We start from the raw sequence: 23,482 nt of genomic DNA on the forward strand, positions 1-23,482 counted from the left end.
CCTGATGAAACTTTATTACCATCAAAAATCCCCTGTCTCGTCCTAAAATAAGTTTACATGTTTATACTTAATCCTAAAATATATTTACAACTCATTTTTAGTCCTACTATTGGTTTACAATAATAGGACTTTTTATATAATAATTCTTCCATAATTTTTCTGTTTTTTATATTGTTATGGTGTACTTGATTTGGAGTTAGATTTCCTATACTCATATGAGGTCTTTCATCATTATATAAATCAACAACAGCTTCCAATAAATCGCTAGCTTCTTCTACGCTATCAACTTGATAATCATTTAGATATTCTTCTTTTATAATTCCGTTAATTCTTTCTGCAATGGCATTTTCTAATGGATCTCCATTTTCTGTCATACTTATTGCTATATTATTATTTTCTAAAAGTTTTACATATTCACTGCTACAATACTGAGTTCCTCTATCAGAGTGATGTATTAATTCTAATTCTTTTTTTCAATTGAAATACCTGATATTGCCATTTTTAAAGCTTCGATTGTTTGTGATGTTTGTAAACTATCTCCTAAATGAAATCCTATAATTTTTCTAGAATATGCATCAGTAATAAAACTTATATAAACAAAAACTCCTTTAATCTTCCAATAAGTTATGGCGCTTACCCATAATTGATTAGGAGCATTAGGAACATACTCTTTTATAAGATTTGGATACCTCTTAAATCTATGGGAGGAATTTGTGGTTATTGTTTGTTTTTTTCTGCGTTTAACTAGTAGATAATTAGCTGATAACACATCAAAAAGCCTGTCTCTACCCATTTTTATTTGATGTTCTAGTAGAAATGGTTGTAATAACTCATATAGTTTTCTACCTCCCATATGACGATGATTTTTTCTTATTTTTAAAACCTCAGAAACAATTAGTTCATCTTCAAAAACGTATTGCTCTTGATGCCAAAAGTGTTGATAATATGCTTGTCGTGTTACACCAAGTAATCGGCAAAATATGCCTAAACCAATCTTAGGGTGGTGGTTTTTCATCTCCTGAATTACTTGGTATTGGACTTTTTTACAATATTGATTTTAAACTCTTTTTCAGAAATTTCTATCATTCTACGATAAGCCTCAGCTAAAAGTTTTGCTTCTTGAAGTTCTTTTTCAAGTTCAGTAATCGACTTTTGAGAGTCTTTTTCGTTTGTGTTGATTTTAACTGATTTCATATCAGGTAAAGATACAATTCTTGTTTTTAAAACATCAAAACCTCTTTCTCTTAACCAATAAGTAAGTCGACCATTACCAAGATTATGCTTTAACTCAACTTCTTTTTTGGTCATTGAACCAGTTAGATAATCATTACAAACAAATCTTTTAAATTCTTCTGAATATCTTGATTGCCACTTTGTAGAATATTCTACTGAATATCTTTCCATAATTTTACACTTTTGTGTAAACTTATTTTAGGACGAGACAGGGGCATACAAAGATTTACCATGTGTATTTAGAAAATTACGATGTTCATTTGAAGTTTTAAGATTGGCAATACTTTTAAACTTCTTTTGAGAAATTCTCTTTTACTTCCAACACGGCTAGCGCGAGCTTCAAGCTCGTACGCACACATAGATTTATTATTGCAAAATACAAAACTCTTGAAAATACATCTAGCCAATTAATAGTAGTTAAACTTACACAATAAACACTTTTTTTATGGAATTTATATTCCCGACTCATTAGATTTTAGGCAAACAAAAAACCACAAGCTTTCTACTGATTGTGGTTCTTAATTTGGTTGTGCAACATTATGGGTACGAGCTTGAAGCTCGCACGAGCCTAAGATTACTTAATACTCGGACTATCTGGGCTTTTTACTATCTTATTATATCTTTCTAAAACAAAATCTGTAAAACTATCATTTAGTTTTCTAATAATTGGTGTATCGTTTATATCAAACGCATATACAGGTGGATTCTCGTTGTCTTCCTCTATTGGAACATAAAAAAATGTATCTTGAAAATTAAAGAACGGTAGTATATTTTTCAACTCTGATAATTCAATGCCTTCACTTCTGTATTTTTCTATCCACTCGTAAATCCATTCTTTCAATTTTACTAATTCTTTCGTGCCATGCTCATCCGAATATTCATAAAAATTCGTCTTCTCACCCATTAACAATAAATATTCTCTTAATGCCAAAGGAATTTTAAACCCCAAGTCATTTTCAGCTAAATGAATAGACTCATTATTAGAACCTTCTATTACCAAATTAGTATTTGCGCTATCTATAAATTTTATAAACTTCATTTCTACTTAAATGATTTTGATGTTGTAGTGATAATTTCCAAATCTACTTTAGGGAACATTTTTTTAAATTCTTTAATAACATTAGCACATGAACCACAAGGGCATAGTTGCGTATACAGTTTAATCTCACCTTCAATACTATTAAATACCTGATTGGCTGTGTTTGGTTTTGCTCCATTTTTTAAAGCAAATTCTTCTAAAAGTTTTACTTCTGTATCGTTCACTCTATTTAATCCATCAACGATTGAAGTATGTTGTTCAAAAACAGAACTGCCTTATTTTGGATGTACAGCACCTGGAGGATTAGTTAAAATATTACCTTTTTGTGCACTTGGATAACCACTTGTAGCATGGCTTGTATAAGATTGTCCATTCTTCAAATTAACTTCTGCTTTAGCAATATTTACTTCAGGTTTTATATTATTACTGGATTTTATTAAGTCTAACGCTTCTGTTTCGGCAGTTGCCATTTTACGAACCGATACTCCAACATCCTTTAATTCATCTAGATAAGGAGCGACAGATTTAATGGCATCGTCTATTACACCTAGCTTTCCTGCTCCTATAGCATTTTCCCATTTAATATATCCTCCTGCATTTTTTATAGCAGTCAAATTTTTAGAAACTAAATCTATTTCGTCTAAATTTGTTCTAAAATCAGGAGCTTCAACAGCTAATATCCTCCATGCTTGGAAACCGTTTTCTTGTTCAACATTTTTTTTGAAAGAACTCCCTTCTGAAGAAAGATCTCTTACTAAATCATCAAAATTACAAGATTGAGTAAAAGATAAATTTGTTACTAATAACAAAAAAATTAATACAATATTTTTAAATTTAGTCATTTACAAATTCTTTTTTTTCTAAATTATACATCATAATTTTTGTTTCTCCTGATATTTTTTCCTTGTATAAAAAATTCGCAAAGTTTTTTACACTCCATATCTTTTCAAATTTTAATTCCTCAAACAAATATATTTTTTGAATCATTGTTTTATTGATCAAATCGACAATATATATACCACGTTCTCTTAAAACCACCGGGTGTTTTTCAATGAAAATATTTGCAATAAAATCATTGTTAGTCCCCACTTCTGCTTCATACTTATCAAAAAATAGATTTTTTGTATTTATAACTAGCAATCCATAGGGGATAAAAAGGTAGTCTCCTTTTAAAGATTCAAATATAAAATTTTCAAGATTAGATGGTAGTCCGCAAAATTTATTTTCATAATCTAAAAACACATGATTATAAATTTCATTATTACAATATAACCTAAATCGCCAGAGTGTAAGACCATTAAATGGTTCGTCAAATTCTGTTGCAATTAATTTGATTTCATGATAATTTGATTGAAAAATGTGTGATTTATCTAATGCTAAGGACATAGAATATCTGTTATTTTATTTTTTTAAATAGTTGATATGCTTCAATTGTGCTCTCTAATTTACCTGATTTTTGTGCATTTTTAAAAAACATTAATCTCTTACCAGATTTATCAATGTTAATATAGTTTACAATATCATCTGCAACATTTTTTGGTAATTTATTAAGAGCTGTTTGAACCTCAGTAACTACTGACTTCCCTTCTATTATACATTTCCCCCGCTCCCGCGCGAACAATGTCATTAAGTTAAGAAAATTTCACAAACTATCTTTTTGATTTTTAGAAACTACTGGTTTTATTCTACCTCCGCTCCCGCGCGAATCCTTTCGCGTGTCAGTTACAATTTAAAAAACTGAAAAACACAAATATCTTCCAGCAATCCTCTTGATCCAGAATAATCGACTGCACTACTATATTTGTAATCTTCAGGTCTAAACACTATTCCTTCCGCAACTGGATTATTGTGAATGTAATCATTTTTTTGTTTGATTACTTCAAGTTGCTAGTTGATTATTTTTATCTTTTATTACTGCCACGCGAAAGGATTCGCGCGGGAGCGGGGGTCTAAAAGGGCAATGTACTATCGTTTGTATTGAGAACCATTTTGGAACATACGTTAATAAAAAAACTAACAGGACTTAAAAGACCTGTTAGGTTTCGATAGGAACAAGCATCGTTAATGTTTATTGAAAACCCATAAAAAAACAATGCGCTATCATTGTACTATAAGGACTTACTGACAACCTTTTATTGTTTAATCTAATTGTTTGTTTGAGCCAGAAACTTGAACAAGCCTTAAAATCACATTATCATCTAAAAGAAGTCCGTACCTCAGAGTTCATATGAAGTTTACCATACGTATTTAGAAAATTACCATGCGCATTCAAAGATTTACCATGCGTATTTAGAAAATCACCATACGCATACAAAGATTTACCATGTGTATTTAGAAAATTACCATGAGCATACAAAGATTTACCATGCGTATTTAGAAAATTACCATGAGCATACAAAGATTTACCATGCGTATTTAGAAAATTACCATGAGCATACAAAGATTTACCATGCGTATTTAGAAAATTACCATGCGCATACAAAGATTTACCATGTGTATTTAGAAAATTACCATGCGCATACAAAGATTTACCATGCGTATTTAGAAAATTACCATACGCATTTAAAAAATTACCATGCACATATAAAGATTTACCATGCGTATTTAGAAAATTACCATGCACATACAAAGATTTACCATGCGTATTTAGAAAATTACCATGCGCATACAAAGTTTTACCATGCGTATTTAGAAAATTACCATGCACATATAAAGATTTACCATGCGTATTTAGAAAATTACGGTGTTCAGTTGAAGTTTTAAGATTAGTAATACTATTAAACTTCTTTTGAGAAATTCTCTTTTACTTTCAACACGGCTAGTGCAAGCCACATACCTTATCAACATAGATTTATTATTGCAAAATACAAATCTCTTGAAAATACATCTAGCCAATTAACAGTAGTTAAACTTATACAATAAACACTTTTTTATGATATATATATTCCCGACTCATTAGATTTTAGGCAAACAAAAACCACAAGCTTTCTACTGATTGTGGTTCTTAACTTGGTTGTGCAATATTATGGGTACGAGCTTAAAGCTCGCACGAGCCTAAGTTTACTTAATGCTTGGACTATCAAGGGTAAATATGTAAACTTTTTTTAGGACGAGAAAAACCCTTAACTTAATGACATTGTTCGCGCGGGAACGGGGGTTCTTAACTTGATTGCGCAATATTATGGGGCCGAGCTTGAAGCACGCTCTAGCCTAAGACTACTTAATGCTTTGACTATCGGGGGCTATATAATATAACCTATCTTGTATTTCCCCTTCAATAAATCTCAAATAGTCATTCTCATCTAAACCTATGTTATATTTATCCCAAGGAGATACCAGATTTTCATTTTTTTTAAATATGAATTAATTAATTCTAATATCGCATTTCTATTAAACTGTTCTCCTCCATAGTTTACAATCTTCTCAAATTCATCATAATTATTAATTGTATTATACATTAATAAAAGCTGATGTTTAAAATTATTTTCTCCAAATAATTTTATAGAGTTTTCTAATCTAGAACTTGATAAATCTATTAAGTTAAAAATAGGTGTATAAATATTATAAGGTTCTCCCCATTCAAACTTTTTCTCTTCTATCTTACAGTTTGGCACTGCATCCTTATCTATATATGTCATGTCATTTTACGGCTTTTATTCCATCAACAAGATAAACTTTTACATTTGGAAACATGGTTGCAAAATCCTGAATTACTCCTTGACAAGAAATACAATATGGGAGCTCAGAAGAAATTATAATCTGCCCTTTAACACTAGGAAACTTTTGTCCTTTTTACCTCCTAACTTGCCAGCAATTTCACTCAAACCTACATATTCTGTATCAAACTCTCTACTCCAAGCTCCATCTGTTCCTATTCCACCGTCTTTATCTACTTTATACGCATCAAAAATAGATTCTCCTTCATACTTAGACCCACTTATTTTAATATCATTTGAATCTAAATTCACATTATCAATCTTGCCTTCAAAATAAGCTAAATTTCTTTTATCAAACTGTTGAATTTGCTCTAAAAGTTGTTGTCCCGAGAATTGCTTTTTTAATTCATATAATCTTCCTTCTCTAAATTGCTTAAAAGTTATTTTAGCTTTTGCATAATCAGAACTAAAACCTCTAAATACGTTTTTCCCTTCCATTAAGCTAGTTGGCTTACCCATCTCAACCCCTTCACCTGTACAAGTCGAACATTCTTTAAAAGGCGGAGAAGATAGTTCTGTTGCTGTACCTTCTGGTGATACTTCATACCATTTGGTATTATCAGCACGTTTTATACCATTTTCAAAGATCGTTATAGCACCATCAGTGGTATAAACTTTTTTACCAGTAGCTTGGGCAAGTGCGGTTTTTCATCTCCTGAATTACTTGGTATTGGACTTTTTTACAATATTGATTTTAAACTCTTTTTCAGCAATTTCTATCATTCTACGATAAGCCTCAGCTAAAAGTTTTGCTTCTTGAAGTTCTTTTTCAAGTTCAGTAATCGACTTTTGAGAGTCTTTTTCGTTTGTGTTGATTTTAACTGATTTCATATCAGGTAAAGATACAATTCTTGTTTTTAAAACATCAAAACCTCTTTCTCTTAACCAATAAGTAAGTCGACCATTACCAAGATTATGCTTTAACTCAACTTCTTTTTTGGTCATTGAACCAGTTAGATAATCATTACAAACAAATCTTTTAAATTCTTCTGAATATCTTGATTGCCACTTTGTAGAATATTCTACTGAATATCTTTCCATAATTTTACACTTTTGTGTAAAATTATTTTAGGACGAGACAATTACTGCCACGCGAAAGGATTCGCGCGGGAGCGCGGGCATCTAGACAGTTTTATACTCCACATATTCGCCCACTGTATCATACGGTATACTTGTATGAGGAGACCTAATTATTAACGTATTCCAAGGCTTCCAAACATCTAAAAGTTCAGTATTTGTTATTTTATGATGCTCTAAAACACCTTCGATAAAATAATCTTTCAATGGCATTTCCGAGACTCTTTCAACTCCATCTTTGATAAGGACTATTTTATACTCCAATTCATTATTTTTATTAATGTAAAAAGTAAACACTCCACCATCCCAAGAACTCAAGTATTCTAAATCTCCATCATTATCATATTGTGTTGGTAACAAATTATTATCTTTCTCATACTCAAATATCATAGACATCATTCTGTCATTTGCCCATTGATAAAATACTTGTGCATAACTTAAAAGGTTTTGCTTTTGTAGACCAGAATCCCACCAGTAATGTTCTAAAAATTTTCCATCGGGATAAATCTCAATTTTTGCCTTGTTAAATTTTTCTGATGTATCTAATATTTCTTTTTGCTTTTTATGTATTATATCAGCTATGTCAAACAATTCAAACTCTCCCCATAAATATTTTTCACCGCATTTAATTACTGTAAGTTTTGGTTCATAACCACCTGCTTCAGTAAAATTTATTTCAATTAAAATTTTATCCCAAACTTTTTCTTTGAAAAATTTATTTATAATAACTAATACTTCTTCCATAATTAATTTGAAATTAAATAGTTTTTCTTAACAGCTCCATTTTCTGATAATCTTACACGCATACTTATAGGTCGTTTTGAGCTACCTGCAAAAACGAAAACCATTTCTGCTTTATATATTGAACTAGGATTATTTCTCTTAAGTGAAGATATTTCCTGTTCCATATTATACCAATCTCCTCCAGCTCTATTTTGCGTAGGACTTTGAGAAAAATAGTTTATCTGCTCACTTGGTCCTCCCCACTCATTTCTAAAAATATGCCCACCATCATCATTTGAATAACCATCTTTTACTAATTTAGTCTCTTGCTGATAGGTTTCATTTCTTGCTCTAGTAGTGAAGTCTATGTCTTCCATTATAGCTTTATTAACTCTTCCCAATTCATCAGTTTCAAAAACATATCTACCATTATCAACTACATATCGGAAGTTCTTCATCAATGGCGGTGCAACGTTAAGAAATTTATTCCATCCCTGTCCAGCATCCCCCGCTGTAGCGCGTATTTCATTATTCAGAATCTCTGCCCATTGTTTTCCTTCTTTATCAACTAAAACTAATTTTCCTTCTATTCTTTTAATTGTCCAAGTACTTGGTAATTGTTTGGTAATTTCAAGTAATTCAGCAAGCTTAGTGCCTCCTAAAGTATTTTCAAGATTCTGTAAGACATCATCACTCAAATTATTAGAAAAAGACCTCCCGCTCCCGCGCGAATCCTTTCGCGTGGTATTTACAATTTAAAAAACTGAAAAACACAAATATCTTCCAGCAATCCTCTTTCACCAGAATAATCGACTGCACTACTATATTTATAATCTTCAGGTCTAAACACTATTCCTTCCGCAACTGGATTGTTATGAATGTAATCAATTTTTTGTTTGATTACTTCATTACTCCATAATTCTATGGGCTTGTTATCGTGTCGCCAAAACTGGCTGTGTTTTACATTGCTTGAATTGTTGGCAGCTTTTCTAAAACTTTCTAATAAAAACTCTCGTCTGCTCTCTCTTGGTTTTTCTTTGATTGCTTTTACAACAGCATTACTTGTAAATCTTTTAAAGTCTCCAAGTAAAGATGATGGTTCCTCTCCATTTACACTTCTAAAAATCAAATGCACATGACTTGTCATAATACACCAAGCAATTATTTCCATTCCCTTTTGTTTCTGACAAAATGTAAGACTATTTATTATTATGTCTTTATACTCATTCCTAGTAAAGACATCTAGCCAATCTATTACTGCAAAACTGACAAAATATAAACCTTCTGGGTTGTGAAACTTATAATTACGACTCATAAATCAAAAATAATACTTTACAAGGTAAAAAAACAGTTATGCTTGCTTTTATTGATCACGCGAAAGGATTCGCGCGGGAGCGGGGGTTTAGAGCGATATATGAAACAACTTCAAAAATCATAGCAAAGGAAAAAAATAGAACAATGGATTCAAAAGACTAGAACTCTAAATTTTAGTCATTTTACTATTGCTTCAAATAGTATTAAAAACCATCTAGAAACAATTATAAACTTCTTTAACAATAGAAGCACTAATGCAAATGCAGAATCTTTTAATTCTAAAATAAAACTCTTTAGAGCGAATCTTAGAGGTGTTACAGATATTAAATTTTTCTTGTTTAGACTGGAAAAATTATTTGCTTAAATCAAACTAATCCCCAAAAAAAAATGTGAGCCGGAATTTATATTCCCGACTCATTAGATTTTAGGCAAACAAAAAACCACAAACTTTCTACTGATTGTGGTTCTTAATTTGGTTGTGCAACATTATGGGTACGAGCTTAAAGTTCGCACGAGCCTAAGATTACTTAATACTCGGACTATCTGGGCTTTTTACTATCTTATTATATCTTTCTAAAACAAAATCTGTAAAACTATCATTTAGTTTTCTAATAACTGGTGTATCGTTTATATCAAACGCATATACAGGTGGATTCTCGTTACCTTCCTCTATTGGAACATAAAAAAATGTATCTTGAAATTTATCAAAAGGTAAAATTTTATCTATCTCAGATAACTTAATGCCTTCACGCTTGTATCTATCAATCCACTCATAAATCCAATCATGAATATATTTCATATCTTTTGTTCCATGATAATCATATTCATCATAAATCGTTTTCTCTCCCATTAATAACAAATACTCTTTTAACGATAGAGGGATTTTAACCCCTAAGTCAGCCTCTAAAAGTTCGATAGCTTGAATTTTTGAACCTTCTATTTCTAAAGTAATGTTATCAATTTTTATAAAATTCATAAACTTCATCTAACGAAATGATTTTAAAGTTGTAGTAATAATTTCTAAATCTACTTTCGGGAACATTTTTTTAAACTCCTTAATAACATTTGCACATGAACCGCAAGGGCATAATTGTGTGTACAGTTTAATCTCTCCTTCCACACCGTTAAATACTTGATTAGCCGTATTTGGTTTTACACCGTTCTTCAAAGCAAATTCTTCTAAAAGTTTTACTTCCGTGTCATTTACTCTACTTCTTCCTTCCCAATTTGAAGTATGTTGCTCAAAAACAGAATTACCTCTTGCTGGATTTGGAGAGCCGGTGGATTTGTTAAAATATTTCCTGATTTAGGATCAGGATAACCACTTGTAGCATGGCTTGTATAAGATTGTCCATTCTTCAAATTAACTTCTGCTTTAGCAATATTTACTTCAGGTTTTATATTATTACTGGATTTTATTAAGTCTAACGCCTCTGTTTTCGGCAGTTGCCATTTTACGAACCGATACTCCAACATTCTTTAATCCATCAAGATAAGGGGCGACAGATTTAATGGCATCGTCTATTACACCTAACCTCCCTGCTCCTATAGCAACTGTCCAAGATTGTAACTTAAGAACTAAAGCAAGAAATATTAATCTAATTGCTTTCATTGAAAATTTGCTCTTTTGTAAATTCTCTCCCCCAACCACGATTTTCACTAATTGAATACTTTTTCAATAAATCAATATTGGGCAATTCAATATTGTTATTGTACATAATTTCAATACAACGCAACACAGATTGCATAGTTTTATCTGAATTATTTTCAATTTCTCCATACAAATCAATTGTACCACACTCAAATGCTAATTCCATTAAATCAAATATAAATTTAGGAGTATTCTTGTATAATTTTTTAAGTTCAAAGTAGTCCTCTAAAGTGATTGTAATATTCTCTTCGTATTCATCTTCTAATATACTTTCAGGCATAATTTTCGAAACTTCATAAAGCCACTCATCAACAAATTTAATGTTTGTTTGTAACCAAAAAATTTTAAATACCTTATCCCATGAAACATTGTAGCCAATATTTTTAACAGATTTTTCCATGCATAAAATAATGAATGCAACTCTTGCTCTAAGCGATATTTTCTCTATTATTTCTTTCATTTTATTGTATTATTTCAATTCCTACAAAAGTCACTTCACAATTTGAGCACAAAGGTTTTGGAAAAGTGGCCCCAGTATTCCATTGAACACCTATTGTATGCATTTGTAAATCTCCCCAATTTGCACCGTCATGTAATGCTTGATTCACCGCATCGCATTCCGCACAATTCCCAAGTTTGTAGGCATTATTAGTTGAAGTTTCGGGAAGTTTTCCAGCTAAAGTTGAATGGATTTCTGCACCGCTTACAAATATTCCTCTGTTAGCTCCATAGTAATATTTGCCTGTTGCTTTATTGTATAGAATTGTTGCAGTATTAAATTCTCTTAATTGGTTGTTAGAAGTAGTCAAATGTCGTTGAAGTCTAACCCATTCATCAACTGAATTTCGCATTTCAGAAAGAGTTCTCCCCGCCCCAGTAACATTTTTCCATTTGCTATACCCCCCAGCATTTTTTATAGCCTGATAATTATCTTCTACTTCTTTTAAAACTTTCGCATTAGTTTTTTCTAATGATTTCTCTTCTAAAAGCAAGTGCCAAGCATCAAAAACTTTATCAGGATCATCAGCTTTTGAAGCATAATCTCGCAACTCTTTTGAGGCATACAAGTCATTTTCAAAAAGACTTTTTACTGTTTCACATTGAGTAAAGCCATAAAAAGAATTTAAGAAAACAAATAATAATATAATATTTTTTAAATATTTCATTTTAAAATTCTCCTTTTATTTTTTTCATAATATTTTCAGGTAGTTCAGGGTTTTCCCAAATTCCATGAATATAGGTTACATCTTCCCCGCTCCCGCGCGAATCCTTTCGCGTGGTATTTACAATTTAAAAAACTGAAGAACACAAATATCTTCCAGTAATCCTCTTTCTCCAGAATAATCGACTGCACTACTATATTTGTAATCTTCAGGTCTAAACACTATTCCTTCCGCAACTGGATTGTTATGAATGTAATCAATTTTTTGTTTGATTACTTCAAGTTGCTAGTTGATTATTTTTATCATTTATTACTGCCACGCGAAAGGATTCGCGCGGGAGCGGGGGACGCTAGAGCCAGCTGGGGTAAAACCTCATTATTTTTTATACTTACACAGTTTATGTTATAGTGCCTTCTAAAGCTACATTATCATTAAAACCATATTTATTAATATAGTCTTTATCGAATTTGAGTGATTCATAATGACTAATTTCTACTTTTAATAAAGCCTCTAATTCTTTTAGAAAACCAGTTAGTATTTTCCTGTTCTCTATAGCTGCTAATGTTTGATCAATGCAAACTTCATTCCATTTGTGCTTATCTAGATCAAATACACTATAATAGTTTTTATTAAGAAAAACATTAGGATAAATATTCAAAATAAAAACAAAACCAAACCGTTCATCCTTTTCTAATGTTATTCCTACGCCATTCTCTGTTGTGTACAATATTTCAATTTGATTCTCTGTCTGAATAAAAATAGGGATATTAAAATATAAGTCAATATATGTGTTGCCTTCTAATGAATAGTTATTAAGGACAATTTCTTCCCATTTCATCCCTTGATGACAATTTTTATTTGCATTTAAGCTACCTTTATTATACGTATATGACGGGTAATACTTATTCAACAAAATTAGAATTTTAACAAAATCACTTTGTTGTAAATTGTTTTCAAGAAAATACATATTGCTGAATATTTCTATATCAAAAGCACATATCATATTATGATATATATGTTTATTTAATTTCATAACTCTATCCAACTATTAGTTTTACTACTCCATTTTAACCATCCGTCACTAGCTTCAATATATAAATTGTCAATGATGCTAGAATTAACACTTTGGTCAGAAAGTACAGCCTCCCATCTTTGTTTTACATAACTCTTTGTGCTTTGACTAGTTGTAATCATACCATCTATTTTATTATTAAGCGAGCCCGCCCATTCTGAATGTCCAGCTACATTTCCATTATTTAATTCATTAGCTTTATTAACCATTTCTCTTAATCTTATTCCCTCTTTACCCGGTACCGCAGTTTTTAATGATAATGGATTTCCTCCATCAATTATGCCATCAATTCCGAGGGAATGGAGTATTATTATTGGGTGATTTTTCTAGACCAATCATTCTTTTCTGAAGTTTTTCTCCCAATGCCTCTAATTGGTCTATTTCTGAAGCAGACGGAACACCACTTTCATCAATAAAATCGACCCATTTTTTATTTTGAATTACTTTCCGTGTCCAACTTCCTAATTTAGATTTAAAAAATAAATCTAACAATTTATCACTTTTCCCTAATCCAACAACTCCCATCTCAACCCCTTCACCTGTACAAGTCGAACATTCTTTAACAGGCGGAGAAGATAGTTCTGTTGCCGTACCTTCTGGTGACACTTCATACCATTTGGTATTATCAGCACGTTTTATACCATTTTCAAAGATCGTTATAGCACCATCAGTGGTATAAACATTTTTGCCAGTAGCTTGGGCAAGCGCTTTGGCACTGGCTAAATCATTACATGACAAAAGTACAATTCCTTTTATTTTTGGATCCAGTTTTTTAGTTAAATATTCCGCTAATTCTTCTGGACTAACGGGTTTATTGTCCCATAAAAACTTACCATCATCTAAAGCATGTAAACTTAAAGCTACTTGATCTGAGGTGTCTCGTCCTAAAATAAGTTTACACAAAAGTGTAAAATTATGGAAAGATATTCAGTAGAATATTCTACAAAGTGGCAATCAAGATATTCAGAAGAATTTAAAAGATTTGTTTGTAATGATTATCTAACTGGTTCAATGACCAAAAAAGAAGTTGAGTTAAAGCATAATCTTGGTAATGGTCGACTTACTTATTGGTTAAGAGAAAGAGGTTTTGATGTTTTAAAAACAAGAATTGTATCTTTACCTGATATGAAATCAGTTAAAATCAACACAAACGAAAAAGACTCTCAAAAGTCGATTACTGAACTTGAAAAAGAACTTCAAGAAGCAAAACTTTTAGCTGAGGCTTATCGTAGAATGATAGAAATTGCTGAAAAAGAGTTTAAAATCAATATTGTAAAAAAGTCCAATACCAAGTAATTCAGGAGATGAAAAACCACCACCCTAAGATTGGTTTAGGCATATTTTGCCGATTACTTGGTGTAACACGACAAGCATATTATCAACACTTTTGGCATCAAGAGCAATACGTTTTTGAAGATGAACTAATTGTTTCTGAGGTTTTAAAAATAAGAAAAAATCATCGTCATATGGGAGGTAGAAAACTATATGAGTTATTACAACCATTTCTACTAGAACATCAAATAAAAATGGGTAGAGACAGGCTTTTTGATGTGTTATCAGCTAATTATCTACTAGTTAAACGCAGAAAAAAACAAACAATAACCACAAATTCCTCCCATAGATTTAAGAGGTATCCAAATCTTATAAAAGAGTATGTTCCTAATGCTCCTAATCAATTATGGGTAAGCGCCATAACTTATTGGAAGATTAAAGGAGTTTTTGTTTATATAAGTTTTATTACTGATGCATATTCTAGAAAAATTATAGGATTTCATTTAGGAGATAGTTTACAAACATCACAAACAATCGAAGCTTTAAAAATGGCAATATCAGGTATTTCAATTGAAAAAAAGAATTAGAATTAATACATCACTCTGATAGAGGAACTCAGTATTGTAGCAGTGAATATGTAAAACTTTTAGAAAATAATAATATAGCAATAAGTATGACAGAAAATGGAGATCCATTAGAAAATGCCATTGCAGAAAGAATTAACGGAATTATAAAAGAAGAATATCTAAATGATTATCAAGTTGATAGCATAGAAGAAGCTAGCGATTTATTGGAAGCTGTTGTTGATTTATATAATAATGAAAGACCTCATATGAGTATAGGAAATCTAACTCCAAATCAAGTACACCATAACAATATAAAAACAGAAAAATTATGGAAGAATTATTATATAAAAAGTCCTATTATTGTAAACCAATAGTAGGACTAAAAATGAGTTGTAAATATATTTTAGGATTAAGTATAAACATGTAAACTTATTTTAGGACGAGACAGTTCCTTCTACCGATGGAAAATTTACACAAAAAATCAATGGTGTTGATGTAAATAAAGGCTATACTACTGGTGGCACCAAAGGTGTTAATACAACAGAGGATTACGTAAAAACTATTTATGACCCTATAGTATGGTCTGATGCTAAATTAGAAAAAGTTCTGAAAGATGCATTGCAGGACGCAGCAAATAAGAATAATGGTACTGTCCCATATAAATTTAATGGTGTAACACCTGAGGGATATAAAATTGAAGGCTATTTTAAAGATGGAAAAGTATCCACTTTTTATTTTGAAGTCAATTGATATTTTTATGAAATGGAATATAATATAATAATTAATTCTAAAGATGTTTCGGGTGGATTGGATATTTCAATAATTCCCGAAAATGATGTAGTGCGATTTATAATTCTTCAGTATAAAGTATGGAGTTTACCCAAATTAATAAATCATGTATCTGAGTCTTTATCAACAGGAATAGAACACGCTCATATTCGCAACTACTCAGACATGGATTGGGAAGATAAAGCATGGGCAAAGAATGTTAAAGGTTCTGAACTTCAAGCAGGGGAAATGTTTTTAGTGCATGATATAATAGGAGAAACTACTATCAAAGAAGCATTATTTGACAAGATATTATACGACTATGGCAGTAAATTATTAGAAATATATCAAAATGATAAAACGCTACCAAATTTATGGGTATTAGAGATGCACCAAGCCCTTGAAAAGTTAAAGGTTAAAATTGATAAGGAGAACCTTACATAATGAAGCTATTACTTCAAATATTATTCCTGCCTCCTGTTAACCAAAGTCTAATCATAATTTTAAGATACGCATGCTGGCAAAGTCTCCCTAGTTTACGTTAAGCTAGTAATGTAATACTATTTTACATCTTTGCATTTTCATAAAAAATCAAGATAAGTGATTTATTAAAAAAATCCCTAGATGCTTCTCTAAAGTTATTTATTCAAGATAATTATTACGCTAATTTCAATAAAGCTTTAGCAGGAGAAATATCTATGACTGCGGAATACTCAGCAATGAAAGATTTAATGATGTTAGCCTGTTCAAAATTACCCAAACAATTAAATGTAACCGTTTTTAGAGGTGCAGGATTAACAGAATCTAATTTTGAGAAAACATTAATAAAAGGACAGAAATTTAATTTTAAAGGGCATTTTACTTCAAGTTCAATTGATGATTTTATTGCTGATGATTTTAGAAGAGTTGGAAATGGAGATGTAATTTGGCAAATAGAATCAAAAACAGGTGTCGATTTAAAAATGATTAATAGTTCAGAATCTGAAGTTTTATTTAAACCTTACACTCAATATGAACTTATTGATATTGTTTCAAGTACTAAAAATCATAATGTTTATATATATAAAATAAAAGAGTTATAATATGAATGAATTTGATATTATACTATTAGAATATGAAGAATTTAATTTAATTGACAAAAGTGAACTTCCCCCGCTCCCGCGCGAATCCTTTCGCGTGGTCAGGATTTCTAAAATATATTTGTTTTTTTCAGTTTTTAAATTGTAACTACGAGCGAATCCTTTCCCCCGCTCCCAGTTCCTGCTATTTTAATGCTTTACGGTAGTGATGTAGGTAGTTCGCAAACGCAATCGGATATTATTCAAACAAGTCTTGATGTTTTGTCGCTTGCTATTCCAGCTACCCAATTTACTAAACTGGGTAGGGTTTTATTTTATGCTGATAAAATCAGTTCGGTAAGTAGTATGGCAGGTACTGCATTTAGAGAAGATAATCCTGCTTTGGCCGAGTTTTTCAATAAAACTAGTTTAATTACTGGAGGTATATCAGCTGTGGATTTAGTGGTGAAATCTAAGTATTTAATAAAATCACCAATTAATGATATTATTAAAAGTGAATATCTTGCTGACGCAGGGAAAGTTGAAAAAGCTACCGATGAATATGCTGATTTTGTATTGAAAAATTTGAGTACGGAACAGCTTAGTTTATTGTCTAAGGACACACGTACGGTTATTGTAAAATTATTAGAAAAAGATTTATCAGCTTTCTCCAAAATGGATAATGTTGTTTTGGCTAATAAAATTGAAAAGGCAATTGATAAGATAAAAAAGGGTGATATAGTAGTTGGGAATAACTCAATTGTTAAAATTTTATCTAAGCCTGAATTTAAAGTTTTAAAAGATGGGATTGATGAACTAGGAGATTTAAAAGTAAAATTTTTAGACGATTTTGCAAATGCAACAGAAGAAATCATAAGGAAAATTCAAGATGAAAATGTATTAGAAATTTGGAAAAAATATGGAGCTTCAGAAAAATTATCAATTGATGATTTAATGCAAATTAAAAAAGTTTGGAAGCAGAAATTTAGAGGTAATACGGTCGATTTTGATACATTTGAAGGAACTATGCAATATAATTCAACTATTGCACAAAGAGCAAAAGCTTTTGAATTATGGGGTGCTGAGAAGTGGGATGATTTGTTTGATTATTTTCACGCGAATCCTAATAAGTTAATTAATGGTGGATGGCCTCCATATGATGGATTTTACAAAATAGAGAAAACGGTTACTGGAGAACAAATAAAAACAGAAATTGGCACTGTTTTTTTTGATAGATTTCAAACTAAGTTAAGAGGTGAAGAACAAGATATGCTAGGTGGAGGATTTGCAAGTCCTGTAAAGAATTCTGCATATAATCAAATTGATAATGTTTTTACCTACGACGCAAGGGCTTTGATGGATGATTTGGAAGAAGGAACATATTATTTTAAATTTAGATTGAAAAATTCTGAAGGAGTCACTTTTGATGTAGGTCCGGCTATTCCATGGAAAACAAAAGCAGGTAAAAAGGTAATGGGTGGTGCTACACAAGTTCGTTTGAAAGGAATGAAATTTAGTGCAATAGAGGATAAAATAGATATTATTCAACAATCAAGATTGGGTTCGGGTAAGAATTGGACACATTTGATTGAGGATACTAGGGAATCAGTTAAAAAAGTAATGAATAAAAATATAGATTGTAATTAATGAAAAAAATTGAAGAATTTTATTGTATTCAAAAAAATGATGCACATTCCTCTGTTGAAAATCAAATTAGAGGGTTTTGTACTATAAAACAGGAATTGATTAGACCAGAAATATTTATTGATAATTATTCTTTGTATGAGAATGCAAAAAAGCAAAGATCTAAGTTATTAACGTTTAATCCTAGTGGGAATTTGAAATTAAATTTTACAGAAGAAGAGTTAGTTTATCTGTCTAATATTTTTAGTTTTGAAATTATTAAAAGAGAATCTTCAGGATATAAACTCGCTAAAATTTCAAATGATGATAGATTTTCAATTGTATATTTATCATGGGTGCTGTCAAATTTAGAAAAGGAATACATTATTATTAAGTCAAAGCGTTGGCAATTTGATTATCAACCACGTAGTACAGGAGAAGATGCGAGAGGGGAAGATGTAACCTATATTCATGGAATTTGGGAAAACCCTGAATTACCTGAAAATATTATGAAAAAAATAAAAGGAGAATTTTAAAATGAAATATTTAAAAAGTATTATATTATTATTTGCTTTCTTAAATTCTTTTTATGGCTTTACTCAATGTGAAACAGTAAAAAGTCTTTTGAAAATGATTTGTATGCCTCAAAAGAGTTGCGAGATTATGCTTCAAAAGCTGATGATACAGATAAAGTCTTTGATGCTTGGCACTTGCTTTTAGAAGAGAAATCATTAGAAAAAACTAATGCGAAAGTTTTAAAAGAAGTAGAAGATAATTATCAGGCTATAAAAAATGCTGGGGGGTATAGCAAATGGAAAAATGTTACTGGGGCGGGGAACTGGCTATCTACCTTTAAAAATAAGCTTGTTACAAGGGTTCAAGGTTCTACAGGATTTGCATTGAAACATACTGACGCAGAAATAACACAAATAATAAATAAGGGTAAATCACTAAATCTTACAGATGATATTATTGATGATATGTTATTTATTAGTTGTAGGGATGCAAAACGTATTGATGCTGTAGAGTTAATGCAACAAATGGATAACTACGTAAATGTTGTTTTGAAAAACGGACATCCTTATACTTTTAACTCTTTAGAGAATTTTACTGAGTTTAGTTCTAAACTAAAGAAGCAGCTTTCAGATTACGGCATAATTAGTAATGATATAAAAATTCAAGGTTCTGCTTTAAGAACTCCTAATGCTAAAGATATTGATGTGGCAATATTTATGAATGAAAATGATTTTGCTGTGTTAACTAATAAAATGAAAGATGCAATAAGAAAAAGATCCCCGTGGTTAGCAGGAGATAATCTTATAAAGAATTTAGAGACGGAAATAAGTAAAGGGAAGGTTAATGCGTTTTATTTTGATAGAATAGAACCCTATACTTCATTTATGAATGATTTTTATGAAGCTAGAAAAGTACTTGGTAGTTCAACTGCTACTACTGCTGATGTTTCCATAATAATCAAAGGAAAGGGCTTCGATATTAAACCTTATCTAGATCTAAAATGATAAAAAAATATATAGATACTAACGGGAATGAAATTGCGTTCGATAAAATTAAAGAGCATGCAAATTTTAAAGAAGTTAATATTGGAGATGATTTTATAGAAACCAAAAAGTACGATGATAATAAGTTGGTATGTATAGAGTACGAAATTGAAAATGAATCAGTAATTAGTAGGCATAATGTTTTTTTGGCAGAAATTACCACTTTTCACTATGATAAAAGAATACTGGGTGGTTTAAAAAAAGAAAATTTTAAAACATATATTAAAGGTTCTTTAAATTCTTTCGGAGAAATCGAATATATTGATAATAATGCTGTTTATATAAAAACCAACTTTGTAGAGAACAACAACTCGATGGTTCAAAAATTTTTTTATAAAAGTGGTGCTTTACTTTATGCATTTGAATATGATACTAATGGGAAAATTGATAATATTTTTGATTTTAGTATCGGTGAGTACGTTAAGGACATTAATTCCATCAAAGAGGTAAATTTAGACTTGTACAAAGGTTCTTCTAGTTTTTTATAAGTACTATAAGCTACTTAGCAAAATTAAGAGCGTTTGAGAGGGTGTCTTTCCCCCGCTCCCGCGCGAATCCTTTCGCGTGGCAGTAATAAATGATAAAAATAATCAACTAGCAACTTGAAGTAATCAAACAAAAAATTGATTACATTCACAATAATCCAGTTGCAGAAGAGATAGTGTTTAGACCTGAAGATTACAAATATAGTAGTGCAGTCGATTATTCTGGAGAAAGAGGATTACTGGGAGATATTTGTGTTTTTCAGTTTTTTAAAATGTAAATACCACGCGAAAGGATTCGCGCGGGAGCAGGGGTTTTTGAACTTTCTTCAGAAGTTTTATCTAAATTAAAGACAAAAGGGATTTCTGAGGATGAAATCAAATTGTTTGTGAAAGATGTAGCAGGGAATACCGAAATGCTTAAATTAATTAAAACAGATGCAGATGATGTTATAGACTCTTGGTTGTTATTAACTGAAAGAAAATTACCAATTTGTACAAAATAGATTTTTAGATGAAAATGAAAATAAGAATCCTAAAAAAACTTGAAACAAATATCAAATTGTTTGAAAATCACGATCAAAAACCTGCCGTTTTTAATTATTATTGTTCCAATTGTAATTCATCAAACAAAGTAAGTATTGATTTTTTTCAAATCTCAAGCGATGTTAATGAACTTGTAAAAAAGCAGATACTAACAGAAGAGGATATTTTGAATCATAAAATGTTAATTAAGAATGCTACAGGTGAATTAGTTGTGGATATAACGTTGTATTCCTCTCGTTATATCACTAAAGAATGTGAATTTTGTTCACAAAAAAATCTAATTATTTTTGGTTTGGGTGAACCTAATCCGAATCGTTTTGTATGCAAAATAGCTGGAGTTTGGAGTTATGAAGAAAAATAAAATAAATATGAAAAAAATATATTTTTATGTTATAGCCTTTTGGAGTTTGTTTTTTGTAACATCAGGATTTGCACAATGTACATTTTCTGAATTAGCAAAAGATTTTTCTCGTAATACCGCTTTAAAAGATTTTGTAAAAAGCGATTCTAAAGCATTTGACGCTTGGTATTTGTTGAATAAAGAAAAGCCTTCTTTAAGAAATAGTCTTCCTGAAGTTAAAATAGTAGCCGAAAATTTTCAAGAAGTAAAAAATGCTGGTGGGTATCAAAAATGGATTGACAAGCTTACAAGTGAAGAAAGAAATGTTCCTATTCCGTTTTTAGATAGTCAGCAAAAATTTGAACAAACGGTTGATGTATCAAATCTTCCTAAACATTTAAGATCGTTAGCCTATCAATACTATAAAAAAGCTAATAATGAAAACAAATTGCATTTATGGCAACGGTTAGAAGAGATTTTTAAGGAATATAAAATCAATGGAAATTGGCCTCCATACAATGGCGGATACAATATTGAAAGTGGAATATCACTTCAAAAGTTCAAAAAATATGACCGTTATGCGAATCCTATAGGGAGTTGGGATGGAATAAACGAACCCTTATTAGGAGGTAATTTTACCAGCCCTATTATTGACGATAAGCCTTTTGATTTTTCTTCAAGAGCACTAAATATTCCAGAATCAAATTATACTTTTTATTATGAAATTGAAATACTTGAAGACTTAGGTTTTGATGGAGAACTAGCTGATGTAATCCCTTGGTTTAATCAAAAAGGGCAAGGCAAGCAAGTCAAATGGAATATTCCTAAAGACCCCGTGACAGGCCGACCTAAAACTTGGAATAAATTAGCCGAAGAAGGCAAAGTACGAATAACCATCAAAGATATTCCTAACGGTAATGCTGAATTGATAAAAAAATGGAAGGGATATGTGATTGGGAAGAAGGTTAGTGGAGCGGAGAACACGGCTGAAGCTCTTAAAGCCAGAGAACTTTTATCGAAATTAAAACTAATTGAACATCAAGTTACTGATGATTTAGTAGGTTTAGCTAATAAAAATGGTGGTAAAATGGAAGGGCTTGATTTTCGTTTAAAATCAGAAGAATCTCTGATTCGAAAATTACAGTTGGATGGCATAAATACACCAATGAATGATGTTTTAAGATACACAACTACTTTTGATGATGCTACTTTTGTGAAAGGAATAGAAAACACTCTTAATGACTTAAAAGATAAAGGCTATGAAGTCGTTAAATTAAAAAATACATTTGTAGATGGTTCAATGTATAAGGGAATAAACATAAATATGAAAAATCCAAATGGTCAGATTTTTGAATTACAGTTTCACACACCTAACAGTTTTAATATGAAGCAAAATATAAATCATACGCTTTATGAAGAGTATAGATTACTAGATGAAAATTCTACAAGAGCAATAGAATTGAAAAATTTGATGATAAACAATTCTAATTCTGTAATTAATCCAATAAATGTACAAACGATTAAATAAAATGGAATTTGACTATTACATACTAAACAATCGTCTTTATAGATATGAAAAAGGTAGAAATTTCAAAGGCGAAATTAAAAATTTTGAAGTTTTTGAAAATAATGCTTGGGTTGCAAATTCAAAATACATAAAGTCGTTTATGAATCATTATGCTACTGGTTGGATTGACGAAAGAGATGCCATATCTGACTTAGAATTTGCGTTAGATAAACTTAGCATAAGTCTTTATAATTATGTTAAAGACTTTGCGATAGAATCTCATAAATTTCAAAAATATGGTATTTACAATTATGATGTCCATCTTATCAATGTAGTTAGTGTTCTATTTAGGAATGATATTTTGTTGTCTTACAAAAATTATAATTTATTAGCATCTGCATGGTTACATGATATTTTAGAAGATACCACAATATCAAAAGAAGAATTTATAGATAGATTTGGTGAATCAATATATGAAACTGTTTGGTCACTAACAGATGGAGATGGAAATACTCGTGAAGAGAAAAAGTCCAAAATGTACTCAAAATTAATACATAATCAAGATGGAATAATTGTAAAATTGGCTGATAGGATTGCAAATTTAGAATTCAGCATTATTAATCAGAATATGAATCATGTTGTTAAATATTTAAATGAAAATGATGCATTAAATATTAGTCTTAAAAATCATATTAAAACTGAATTAGGGAATAAATTACTCAATCAATTAAGTAAACTTGTGGAGTATGCTAATAATTGTGTCTCGTCCTAAA

At 30.6% G+C, this 23,482-nt stretch carries 38 protein-coding genes; 13 read left to right on the forward strand and 25 right to left on the reverse strand.

Going from position 1 to position 23,482, the window contains the following annotated elements:
• Positions 1–53: 53 nt before the first annotated feature.
• The 16 genes from JJC05_RS03990 to JJC05_RS04060 form a co-directional block, all read right to left on the reverse strand.
• On the reverse strand, positions 54–455 hold the full coding sequence (locus JJC05_RS03990; protein WP_309597459.1) for an integrase core domain-containing protein: 402 nt from the start codon (positions 453–455) through the stop codon (positions 54–56).
• Between the two features lie 5 nt (positions 456–460).
• A complete protein-coding gene (locus JJC05_RS03995; RefSeq protein WP_235878262.1) occupies positions 461–1,015 on the reverse strand; it encodes a DDE-type integrase/transposase/recombinase in 555 nt (184 codons plus the stop codon).
• Positions 1,016–1,023: 8 nt separating this feature from the next.
• Positions 1,024–1,404 carry a hypothetical protein gene (locus tag JJC05_RS04000; RefSeq protein WP_235878263.1) on the reverse strand — a complete coding sequence of 127 codons (381 nt, stop codon included), beginning with the start codon at positions 1,402–1,404 and terminating at the stop codon, positions 1,024–1,026.
• A 403-nt stretch (positions 1,405–1,807) separates the two neighbouring features.
• The gene (locus JJC05_RS04005) at positions 1,808–2,272 is read right to left on the reverse strand and encodes an SMI1/KNR4 family protein (protein ID WP_235878264.1); all 465 of its coding nucleotides are present in this window, start codon (positions 2,270–2,272) and stop codon (positions 1,808–1,810) included.
• A gap of 2 nt (positions 2,273–2,274) precedes the next feature.
• Complete coding sequence (locus tag JJC05_RS04010) at positions 2,275–2,517, reverse strand: deaminase domain-containing protein (RefSeq protein ID WP_258929649.1); 243 nt, start codon at positions 2,515–2,517, stop codon at positions 2,275–2,277.
• Between the two features lie 30 nt (positions 2,518–2,547).
• Positions 2,548–3,114: a hypothetical protein gene (locus tag JJC05_RS04015; RefSeq protein ID WP_235878266.1), complete on the reverse strand. Its 567-nt coding sequence runs from the start codon at positions 3,112–3,114 to the stop codon at positions 2,548–2,550.
• The gene (locus tag JJC05_RS04020) at positions 3,107–3,658 is read right to left on the reverse strand and encodes a hypothetical protein (RefSeq protein ID WP_235878267.1); all 552 of its coding nucleotides are present in this window, start codon (positions 3,656–3,658) and stop codon (positions 3,107–3,109) included. Before JJC05_RS04020 ends, JJC05_RS04015 begins: the two co-directional genes overlap by 8 nt.
• Before the next feature lie 10 nt (positions 3,659–3,668).
• Positions 3,669–3,899 carry a hypothetical protein gene (locus JJC05_RS04025; RefSeq protein ID WP_235878268.1) on the reverse strand — a complete coding sequence of 77 codons (231 nt, stop codon included), beginning with the start codon at positions 3,897–3,899 and terminating at the stop codon, positions 3,669–3,671.
• 567 nt (positions 3,900–4,466) lie between these two features.
• The gene (locus tag JJC05_RS04030; RefSeq protein ID WP_235878269.1) at positions 4,467–4,979 is read right to left on the reverse strand and encodes a DUF6944 family repetitive protein; all 513 of its coding nucleotides are present in this window, start codon (positions 4,977–4,979) and stop codon (positions 4,467–4,469) included.
• A 601-nt stretch (positions 4,980–5,580) separates the two neighbouring features.
• On the reverse strand, positions 5,581–5,910 hold the full coding sequence (locus JJC05_RS04035; RefSeq protein ID WP_235878271.1) for a hypothetical protein: 330 nt from the start codon (positions 5,908–5,910) through the stop codon (positions 5,581–5,583).
• 1 nt (position 5,911) lies between these two features.
• Entirely contained in the window at positions 5,912–6,031 is a 120-nt protein-coding gene (locus tag JJC05_RS16645; RefSeq protein WP_309597460.1) for a hypothetical protein, read from the reverse strand.
• Positions 6,025–6,447 carry a hypothetical protein gene (locus JJC05_RS04040; RefSeq protein WP_258929484.1) on the reverse strand — a complete coding sequence of 141 codons (423 nt, stop codon included), beginning with the start codon at positions 6,445–6,447 and terminating at the stop codon, positions 6,025–6,027. The genes JJC05_RS16645 and JJC05_RS04040 overlap by 7 nt, the downstream gene beginning before the upstream one ends.
• A gap of 201 nt (positions 6,448–6,648) precedes the next feature.
• A complete protein-coding gene (locus JJC05_RS04045; protein WP_127823440.1) occupies positions 6,649–7,029 on the reverse strand; it encodes a mediator of RNA polymerase II transcription subunit 21 in 381 nt (126 codons plus the stop codon).
• A gap of 81 nt (positions 7,030–7,110) precedes the next feature.
• The gene (locus tag JJC05_RS04050; protein WP_235878273.1) at positions 7,111–7,809 is read right to left on the reverse strand and encodes a hypothetical protein; all 699 of its coding nucleotides are present in this window, start codon (positions 7,807–7,809) and stop codon (positions 7,111–7,113) included.
• A 2-nt stretch (positions 7,810–7,811) separates the two neighbouring features.
• The gene (locus tag JJC05_RS04055) at positions 7,812–8,486 is read right to left on the reverse strand and encodes a DNA/RNA non-specific endonuclease (RefSeq protein ID WP_235878275.1); all 675 of its coding nucleotides are present in this window, start codon (positions 8,484–8,486) and stop codon (positions 7,812–7,814) included.
• A 50-nt stretch (positions 8,487–8,536) separates the two neighbouring features.
• Positions 8,537–9,103: an REP-associated tyrosine transposase gene (locus JJC05_RS04060; RefSeq protein WP_235878277.1), complete on the reverse strand. Its 567-nt coding sequence runs from the start codon at positions 9,101–9,103 to the stop codon at positions 8,537–8,539.
• Between the two features lie 135 nt (positions 9,104–9,238).
• Here JJC05_RS04060 and JJC05_RS04065 point away from each other — a divergent pair, with 135 nt between their 5' ends.
• The gene (locus JJC05_RS04065) at positions 9,239–9,466 is read left to right on the forward strand and encodes a transposase (RefSeq protein ID WP_235878799.1); all 228 of its coding nucleotides are present in this window, start codon (positions 9,239–9,241) and stop codon (positions 9,464–9,466) included.
• Between the two features lie 159 nt (positions 9,467–9,625).
• On the opposite strand, the gene JJC05_RS04070 is transcribed toward JJC05_RS04065, so the two are convergent.
• The 9 genes from JJC05_RS04070 to JJC05_RS04110 form a co-directional block, all read right to left on the reverse strand.
• The gene (locus tag JJC05_RS04070) at positions 9,626–10,078 is read right to left on the reverse strand and encodes an SMI1/KNR4 family protein (protein ID WP_235878279.1); all 453 of its coding nucleotides are present in this window, start codon (positions 10,076–10,078) and stop codon (positions 9,626–9,628) included.
• 9 nt (positions 10,079–10,087) lie between these two features.
• A complete protein-coding gene (locus JJC05_RS04075; protein ID WP_235878800.1) occupies positions 10,088–10,408 on the reverse strand; it encodes a deaminase domain-containing protein in 321 nt (106 codons plus the stop codon).
• Positions 10,306–10,578, reverse strand: a complete 273-nt coding sequence (locus JJC05_RS04080) for a hypothetical protein (RefSeq protein WP_235878281.1) — start codon at positions 10,576–10,578, stop codon at positions 10,306–10,308. The genes JJC05_RS04075 and JJC05_RS04080 overlap by 103 nt, the downstream gene beginning before the upstream one ends.
• On the reverse strand, positions 10,508–10,714 hold the full coding sequence (locus JJC05_RS04085; RefSeq protein WP_235878285.1) for a hypothetical protein: 207 nt from the start codon (positions 10,712–10,714) through the stop codon (positions 10,508–10,510). Before JJC05_RS04085 ends, JJC05_RS04080 begins: the two co-directional genes overlap by 71 nt.
• Positions 10,701–11,213, reverse strand: coding sequence for a hypothetical protein (locus tag JJC05_RS04090; RefSeq protein ID WP_235878288.1), 513 nt, complete (start codon positions 11,211–11,213; stop codon positions 10,701–10,703). The genes JJC05_RS04085 and JJC05_RS04090 overlap by 14 nt, the downstream gene beginning before the upstream one ends.
• Position 11,214: 1 nt before the next feature.
• Complete coding sequence (locus tag JJC05_RS04095) at positions 11,215–11,919, reverse strand: hypothetical protein (protein ID WP_235878290.1); 705 nt, start codon at positions 11,917–11,919, stop codon at positions 11,215–11,217.
• A gap of 394 nt (positions 11,920–12,313) precedes the next feature.
• A complete protein-coding gene (locus tag JJC05_RS04100) occupies positions 12,314–12,949 on the reverse strand; it encodes a hypothetical protein (RefSeq protein ID WP_235878292.1) in 636 nt (211 codons plus the stop codon).
• A complete protein-coding gene (locus JJC05_RS04105) occupies positions 12,946–13,197 on the reverse strand; it encodes a hypothetical protein (protein ID WP_235878294.1) in 252 nt (83 codons plus the stop codon). Before JJC05_RS04105 ends, JJC05_RS04100 begins: the two co-directional genes overlap by 4 nt.
• A gap of 76 nt (positions 13,198–13,273) precedes the next feature.
• Positions 13,274–13,891 carry a hypothetical protein gene (locus JJC05_RS04110; RefSeq protein WP_235878295.1) on the reverse strand — a complete coding sequence of 206 codons (618 nt, stop codon included), beginning with the start codon at positions 13,889–13,891 and terminating at the stop codon, positions 13,274–13,276.
• Positions 13,892–13,903: 12 nt separating this feature from the next.
• Between JJC05_RS04110 and JJC05_RS04115 the strand changes: the two genes are divergently transcribed.
• The 12 genes from JJC05_RS04115 (at position 13,904) to JJC05_RS04170 (ending at position 23,481) form a co-directional block, all read left to right on the forward strand.
• Complete coding sequence (locus JJC05_RS04115) at positions 13,904–14,284, forward strand: mediator of RNA polymerase II transcription subunit 21 (protein WP_127823440.1); 381 nt, start codon at positions 13,904–13,906, stop codon at positions 14,282–14,284.
• Positions 14,285–14,292: 8 nt separating this feature from the next.
• Positions 14,293–14,847: a DDE-type integrase/transposase/recombinase gene (locus JJC05_RS04120; RefSeq protein ID WP_235878262.1), complete on the forward strand. Its 555-nt coding sequence runs from the start codon at positions 14,293–14,295 to the stop codon at positions 14,845–14,847.
• 80 nt (positions 14,848–14,927) lie between these two features.
• Complete coding sequence (locus tag JJC05_RS04125) at positions 14,928–15,200, forward strand: integrase core domain-containing protein (protein ID WP_258929652.1); 273 nt, start codon at positions 14,928–14,930, stop codon at positions 15,198–15,200.
• A 388-nt stretch (positions 15,201–15,588) separates the two neighbouring features.
• On the forward strand, positions 15,589–16,038 hold the full coding sequence (locus JJC05_RS04130) for a hypothetical protein (protein WP_235878299.1): 450 nt from the start codon (positions 15,589–15,591) through the stop codon (positions 16,036–16,038).
• Between the two features lie 200 nt (positions 16,039–16,238).
• Positions 16,239–16,676: an ADP-ribosyltransferase domain-containing protein gene (locus tag JJC05_RS04135; RefSeq protein ID WP_258929653.1), complete on the forward strand. Its 438-nt coding sequence runs from the start codon at positions 16,239–16,241 to the stop codon at positions 16,674–16,676.
• A gap of 189 nt (positions 16,677–16,865) precedes the next feature.
• Positions 16,866–18,299: a hypothetical protein gene (locus JJC05_RS04140; protein WP_235878300.1), complete on the forward strand. Its 1,434-nt coding sequence runs from the start codon at positions 16,866–16,868 to the stop codon at positions 18,297–18,299.
• A complete protein-coding gene (locus tag JJC05_RS04145) occupies positions 18,299–18,811 on the forward strand; it encodes a hypothetical protein (RefSeq protein WP_235878301.1) in 513 nt (170 codons plus the stop codon). Before JJC05_RS04140 ends, JJC05_RS04145 begins: the two co-directional genes overlap by 1 nt.
• Before the next feature lie 99 nt (positions 18,812–18,910).
• Complete coding sequence (locus JJC05_RS04150; RefSeq protein ID WP_235878302.1) at positions 18,911–19,795, forward strand: nucleotidyltransferase family protein; 885 nt, start codon at positions 18,911–18,913, stop codon at positions 19,793–19,795.
• Positions 19,792–20,322, forward strand: a complete 531-nt coding sequence (locus tag JJC05_RS04155; protein ID WP_235878303.1) for a hypothetical protein — start codon at positions 19,792–19,794, stop codon at positions 20,320–20,322. Before JJC05_RS04150 ends, JJC05_RS04155 begins: the two co-directional genes overlap by 4 nt.
• 514 nt (positions 20,323–20,836) lie before the next feature.
• On the forward strand, positions 20,837–21,223 hold the full coding sequence (locus tag JJC05_RS04160; RefSeq protein WP_235878304.1) for a hypothetical protein: 387 nt from the start codon (positions 20,837–20,839) through the stop codon (positions 21,221–21,223).
• A 7-nt stretch (positions 21,224–21,230) separates the two neighbouring features.
• The gene (locus tag JJC05_RS04165) at positions 21,231–22,730 is read left to right on the forward strand and encodes a hypothetical protein (RefSeq protein WP_235878305.1); all 1,500 of its coding nucleotides are present in this window, start codon (positions 21,231–21,233) and stop codon (positions 22,728–22,730) included.
• Positions 22,711–23,481, forward strand: coding sequence for a hypothetical protein (locus JJC05_RS04170; protein WP_235878306.1), 771 nt, complete (start codon positions 22,711–22,713; stop codon positions 23,479–23,481). The genes JJC05_RS04165 and JJC05_RS04170 overlap by 20 nt, the downstream gene beginning before the upstream one ends.
• The last annotated feature ends 1 nt before the right edge of the window (position 23,482 follow it).

The sequence above is a fragment of the Flavobacterium davisii genome, assembly GCF_019565505.1.
Taxonomy (GTDB): Bacteria; Bacteroidota; Bacteroidia; order Flavobacteriales; family Flavobacteriaceae; genus Flavobacterium; species Flavobacterium davisii.

Bases quoted from the DNA above. Each gene is read 5' to 3' on its own strand.
- JJC05_RS03995 (WP_235878262.1), bottom strand. From the start codon at position 1,015: ATGAAAAACCACCACCCTAAGATTGGTTTAGGCATATTTTGCCGATTA.
- JJC05_RS04000 (WP_235878263.1), bottom strand. From the start codon at position 1,404: ATGGAAAGATATTCAGTAGAATATTCTACAAAGTGGCAATCAAGATAT.
- JJC05_RS04005 (WP_235878264.1), bottom strand. From the start codon at position 2,272: ATGAAGTTTATAAAATTTATAGATAGCGCAAATACTAATTTGGTAATA.
- JJC05_RS04015 (WP_235878266.1), bottom strand. From the start codon at position 3,114: ATGACTAAATTTAAAAATATTGTATTAATTTTTTTGTTATTAGTAACA.
- JJC05_RS04020 (WP_235878267.1), bottom strand. From the start codon at position 3,658: ATGTCCTTAGCATTAGATAAATCACACATTTTTCAATCAAATTATCAT.
- JJC05_RS04025 (WP_235878268.1), bottom strand. From the start codon at position 3,899: ATGACATTGTTCGCGCGGGAGCGGGGGAAATGTATAATAGAAGGGAAG.
- JJC05_RS04035 (WP_235878271.1), bottom strand. From the start codon at position 5,910: ATGACATATATAGATAAGGATGCAGTGCCAAACTGTAAGATAGAAGAG.
- JJC05_RS04040 (WP_258929484.1), bottom strand. From the start codon at position 6,447: ATGGGTAAGCCAACTAGCTTAATGGAAGGGAAAAACGTATTTAGAGGT.
- JJC05_RS04045 (WP_127823440.1), bottom strand. From the start codon at position 7,029: ATGGAAAGATATTCAGTAGAATATTCTACAAAGTGGCAATCAAGATAT.
- JJC05_RS04050 (WP_235878273.1), bottom strand. From the start codon at position 7,809: ATGGAAGAAGTATTAGTTATTATAAATAAATTTTTCAAAGAAAAAGTT.
- JJC05_RS04060 (WP_235878277.1), bottom strand. From the start codon at position 9,103: ATGAGTCGTAATTATAAGTTTCACAACCCAGAAGGTTTATATTTTGTC.
- JJC05_RS04070 (WP_235878279.1), bottom strand. From the start codon at position 10,078: ATGAATTTTATAAAAATTGATAACATTACTTTAGAAATAGAAGGTTCA.
- JJC05_RS04080 (WP_235878281.1), bottom strand. From the start codon at position 10,578: ATGTTGGAGTATCGGTTCGTAAAATGGCAACTGCCGAAAACAGAGGCG.
- JJC05_RS04085 (WP_235878285.1), bottom strand. From the start codon at position 10,714: ATGAAAGCAATTAGATTAATATTTCTTGCTTTAGTTCTTAAGTTACAA.
- JJC05_RS04090 (WP_235878288.1), bottom strand. From the start codon at position 11,213: ATGAAAGAAATAATAGAGAAAATATCGCTTAGAGCAAGAGTTGCATTC.
- JJC05_RS04095 (WP_235878290.1), bottom strand. From the start codon at position 11,919: ATGAAATATTTAAAAAATATTATATTATTATTTGTTTTCTTAAATTCT.
- JJC05_RS04100 (WP_235878292.1), bottom strand. From the start codon at position 12,949: ATGAAATTAAATAAACATATATATCATAATATGATATGTGCTTTTGAT.
- JJC05_RS04105 (WP_235878294.1), bottom strand. From the start codon at position 13,197: ATGGTTAATAAAGCTAATGAATTAAATAATGGAAATGTAGCTGGACAT.
- JJC05_RS04115 (WP_127823440.1), top strand. From the start codon at position 13,904: ATGGAAAGATATTCAGTAGAATATTCTACAAAGTGGCAATCAAGATAT.
- JJC05_RS04120 (WP_235878262.1), top strand. From the start codon at position 14,293: ATGAAAAACCACCACCCTAAGATTGGTTTAGGCATATTTTGCCGATTA.
- JJC05_RS04130 (WP_235878299.1), top strand. From the start codon at position 15,589: ATGGAATATAATATAATAATTAATTCTAAAGATGTTTCGGGTGGATTG.
- JJC05_RS04140 (WP_235878300.1), top strand. From the start codon at position 16,866: ATGCTTTACGGTAGTGATGTAGGTAGTTCGCAAACGCAATCGGATATT.
- JJC05_RS04145 (WP_235878301.1), top strand. From the start codon at position 18,299: ATGAAAAAAATTGAAGAATTTTATTGTATTCAAAAAAATGATGCACAT.
- JJC05_RS04155 (WP_235878303.1), top strand. From the start codon at position 19,792: ATGATAAAAAAATATATAGATACTAACGGGAATGAAATTGCGTTCGAT.
- JJC05_RS04160 (WP_235878304.1), top strand. From the start codon at position 20,837: ATGAAAATAAGAATCCTAAAAAAACTTGAAACAAATATCAAATTGTTT.
- JJC05_RS04165 (WP_235878305.1), top strand. From the start codon at position 21,231: ATGAAAAAAATATATTTTTATGTTATAGCCTTTTGGAGTTTGTTTTTT.
- JJC05_RS04170 (WP_235878306.1), top strand. From the start codon at position 22,711: ATGTACAAACGATTAAATAAAATGGAATTTGACTATTACATACTAAAC.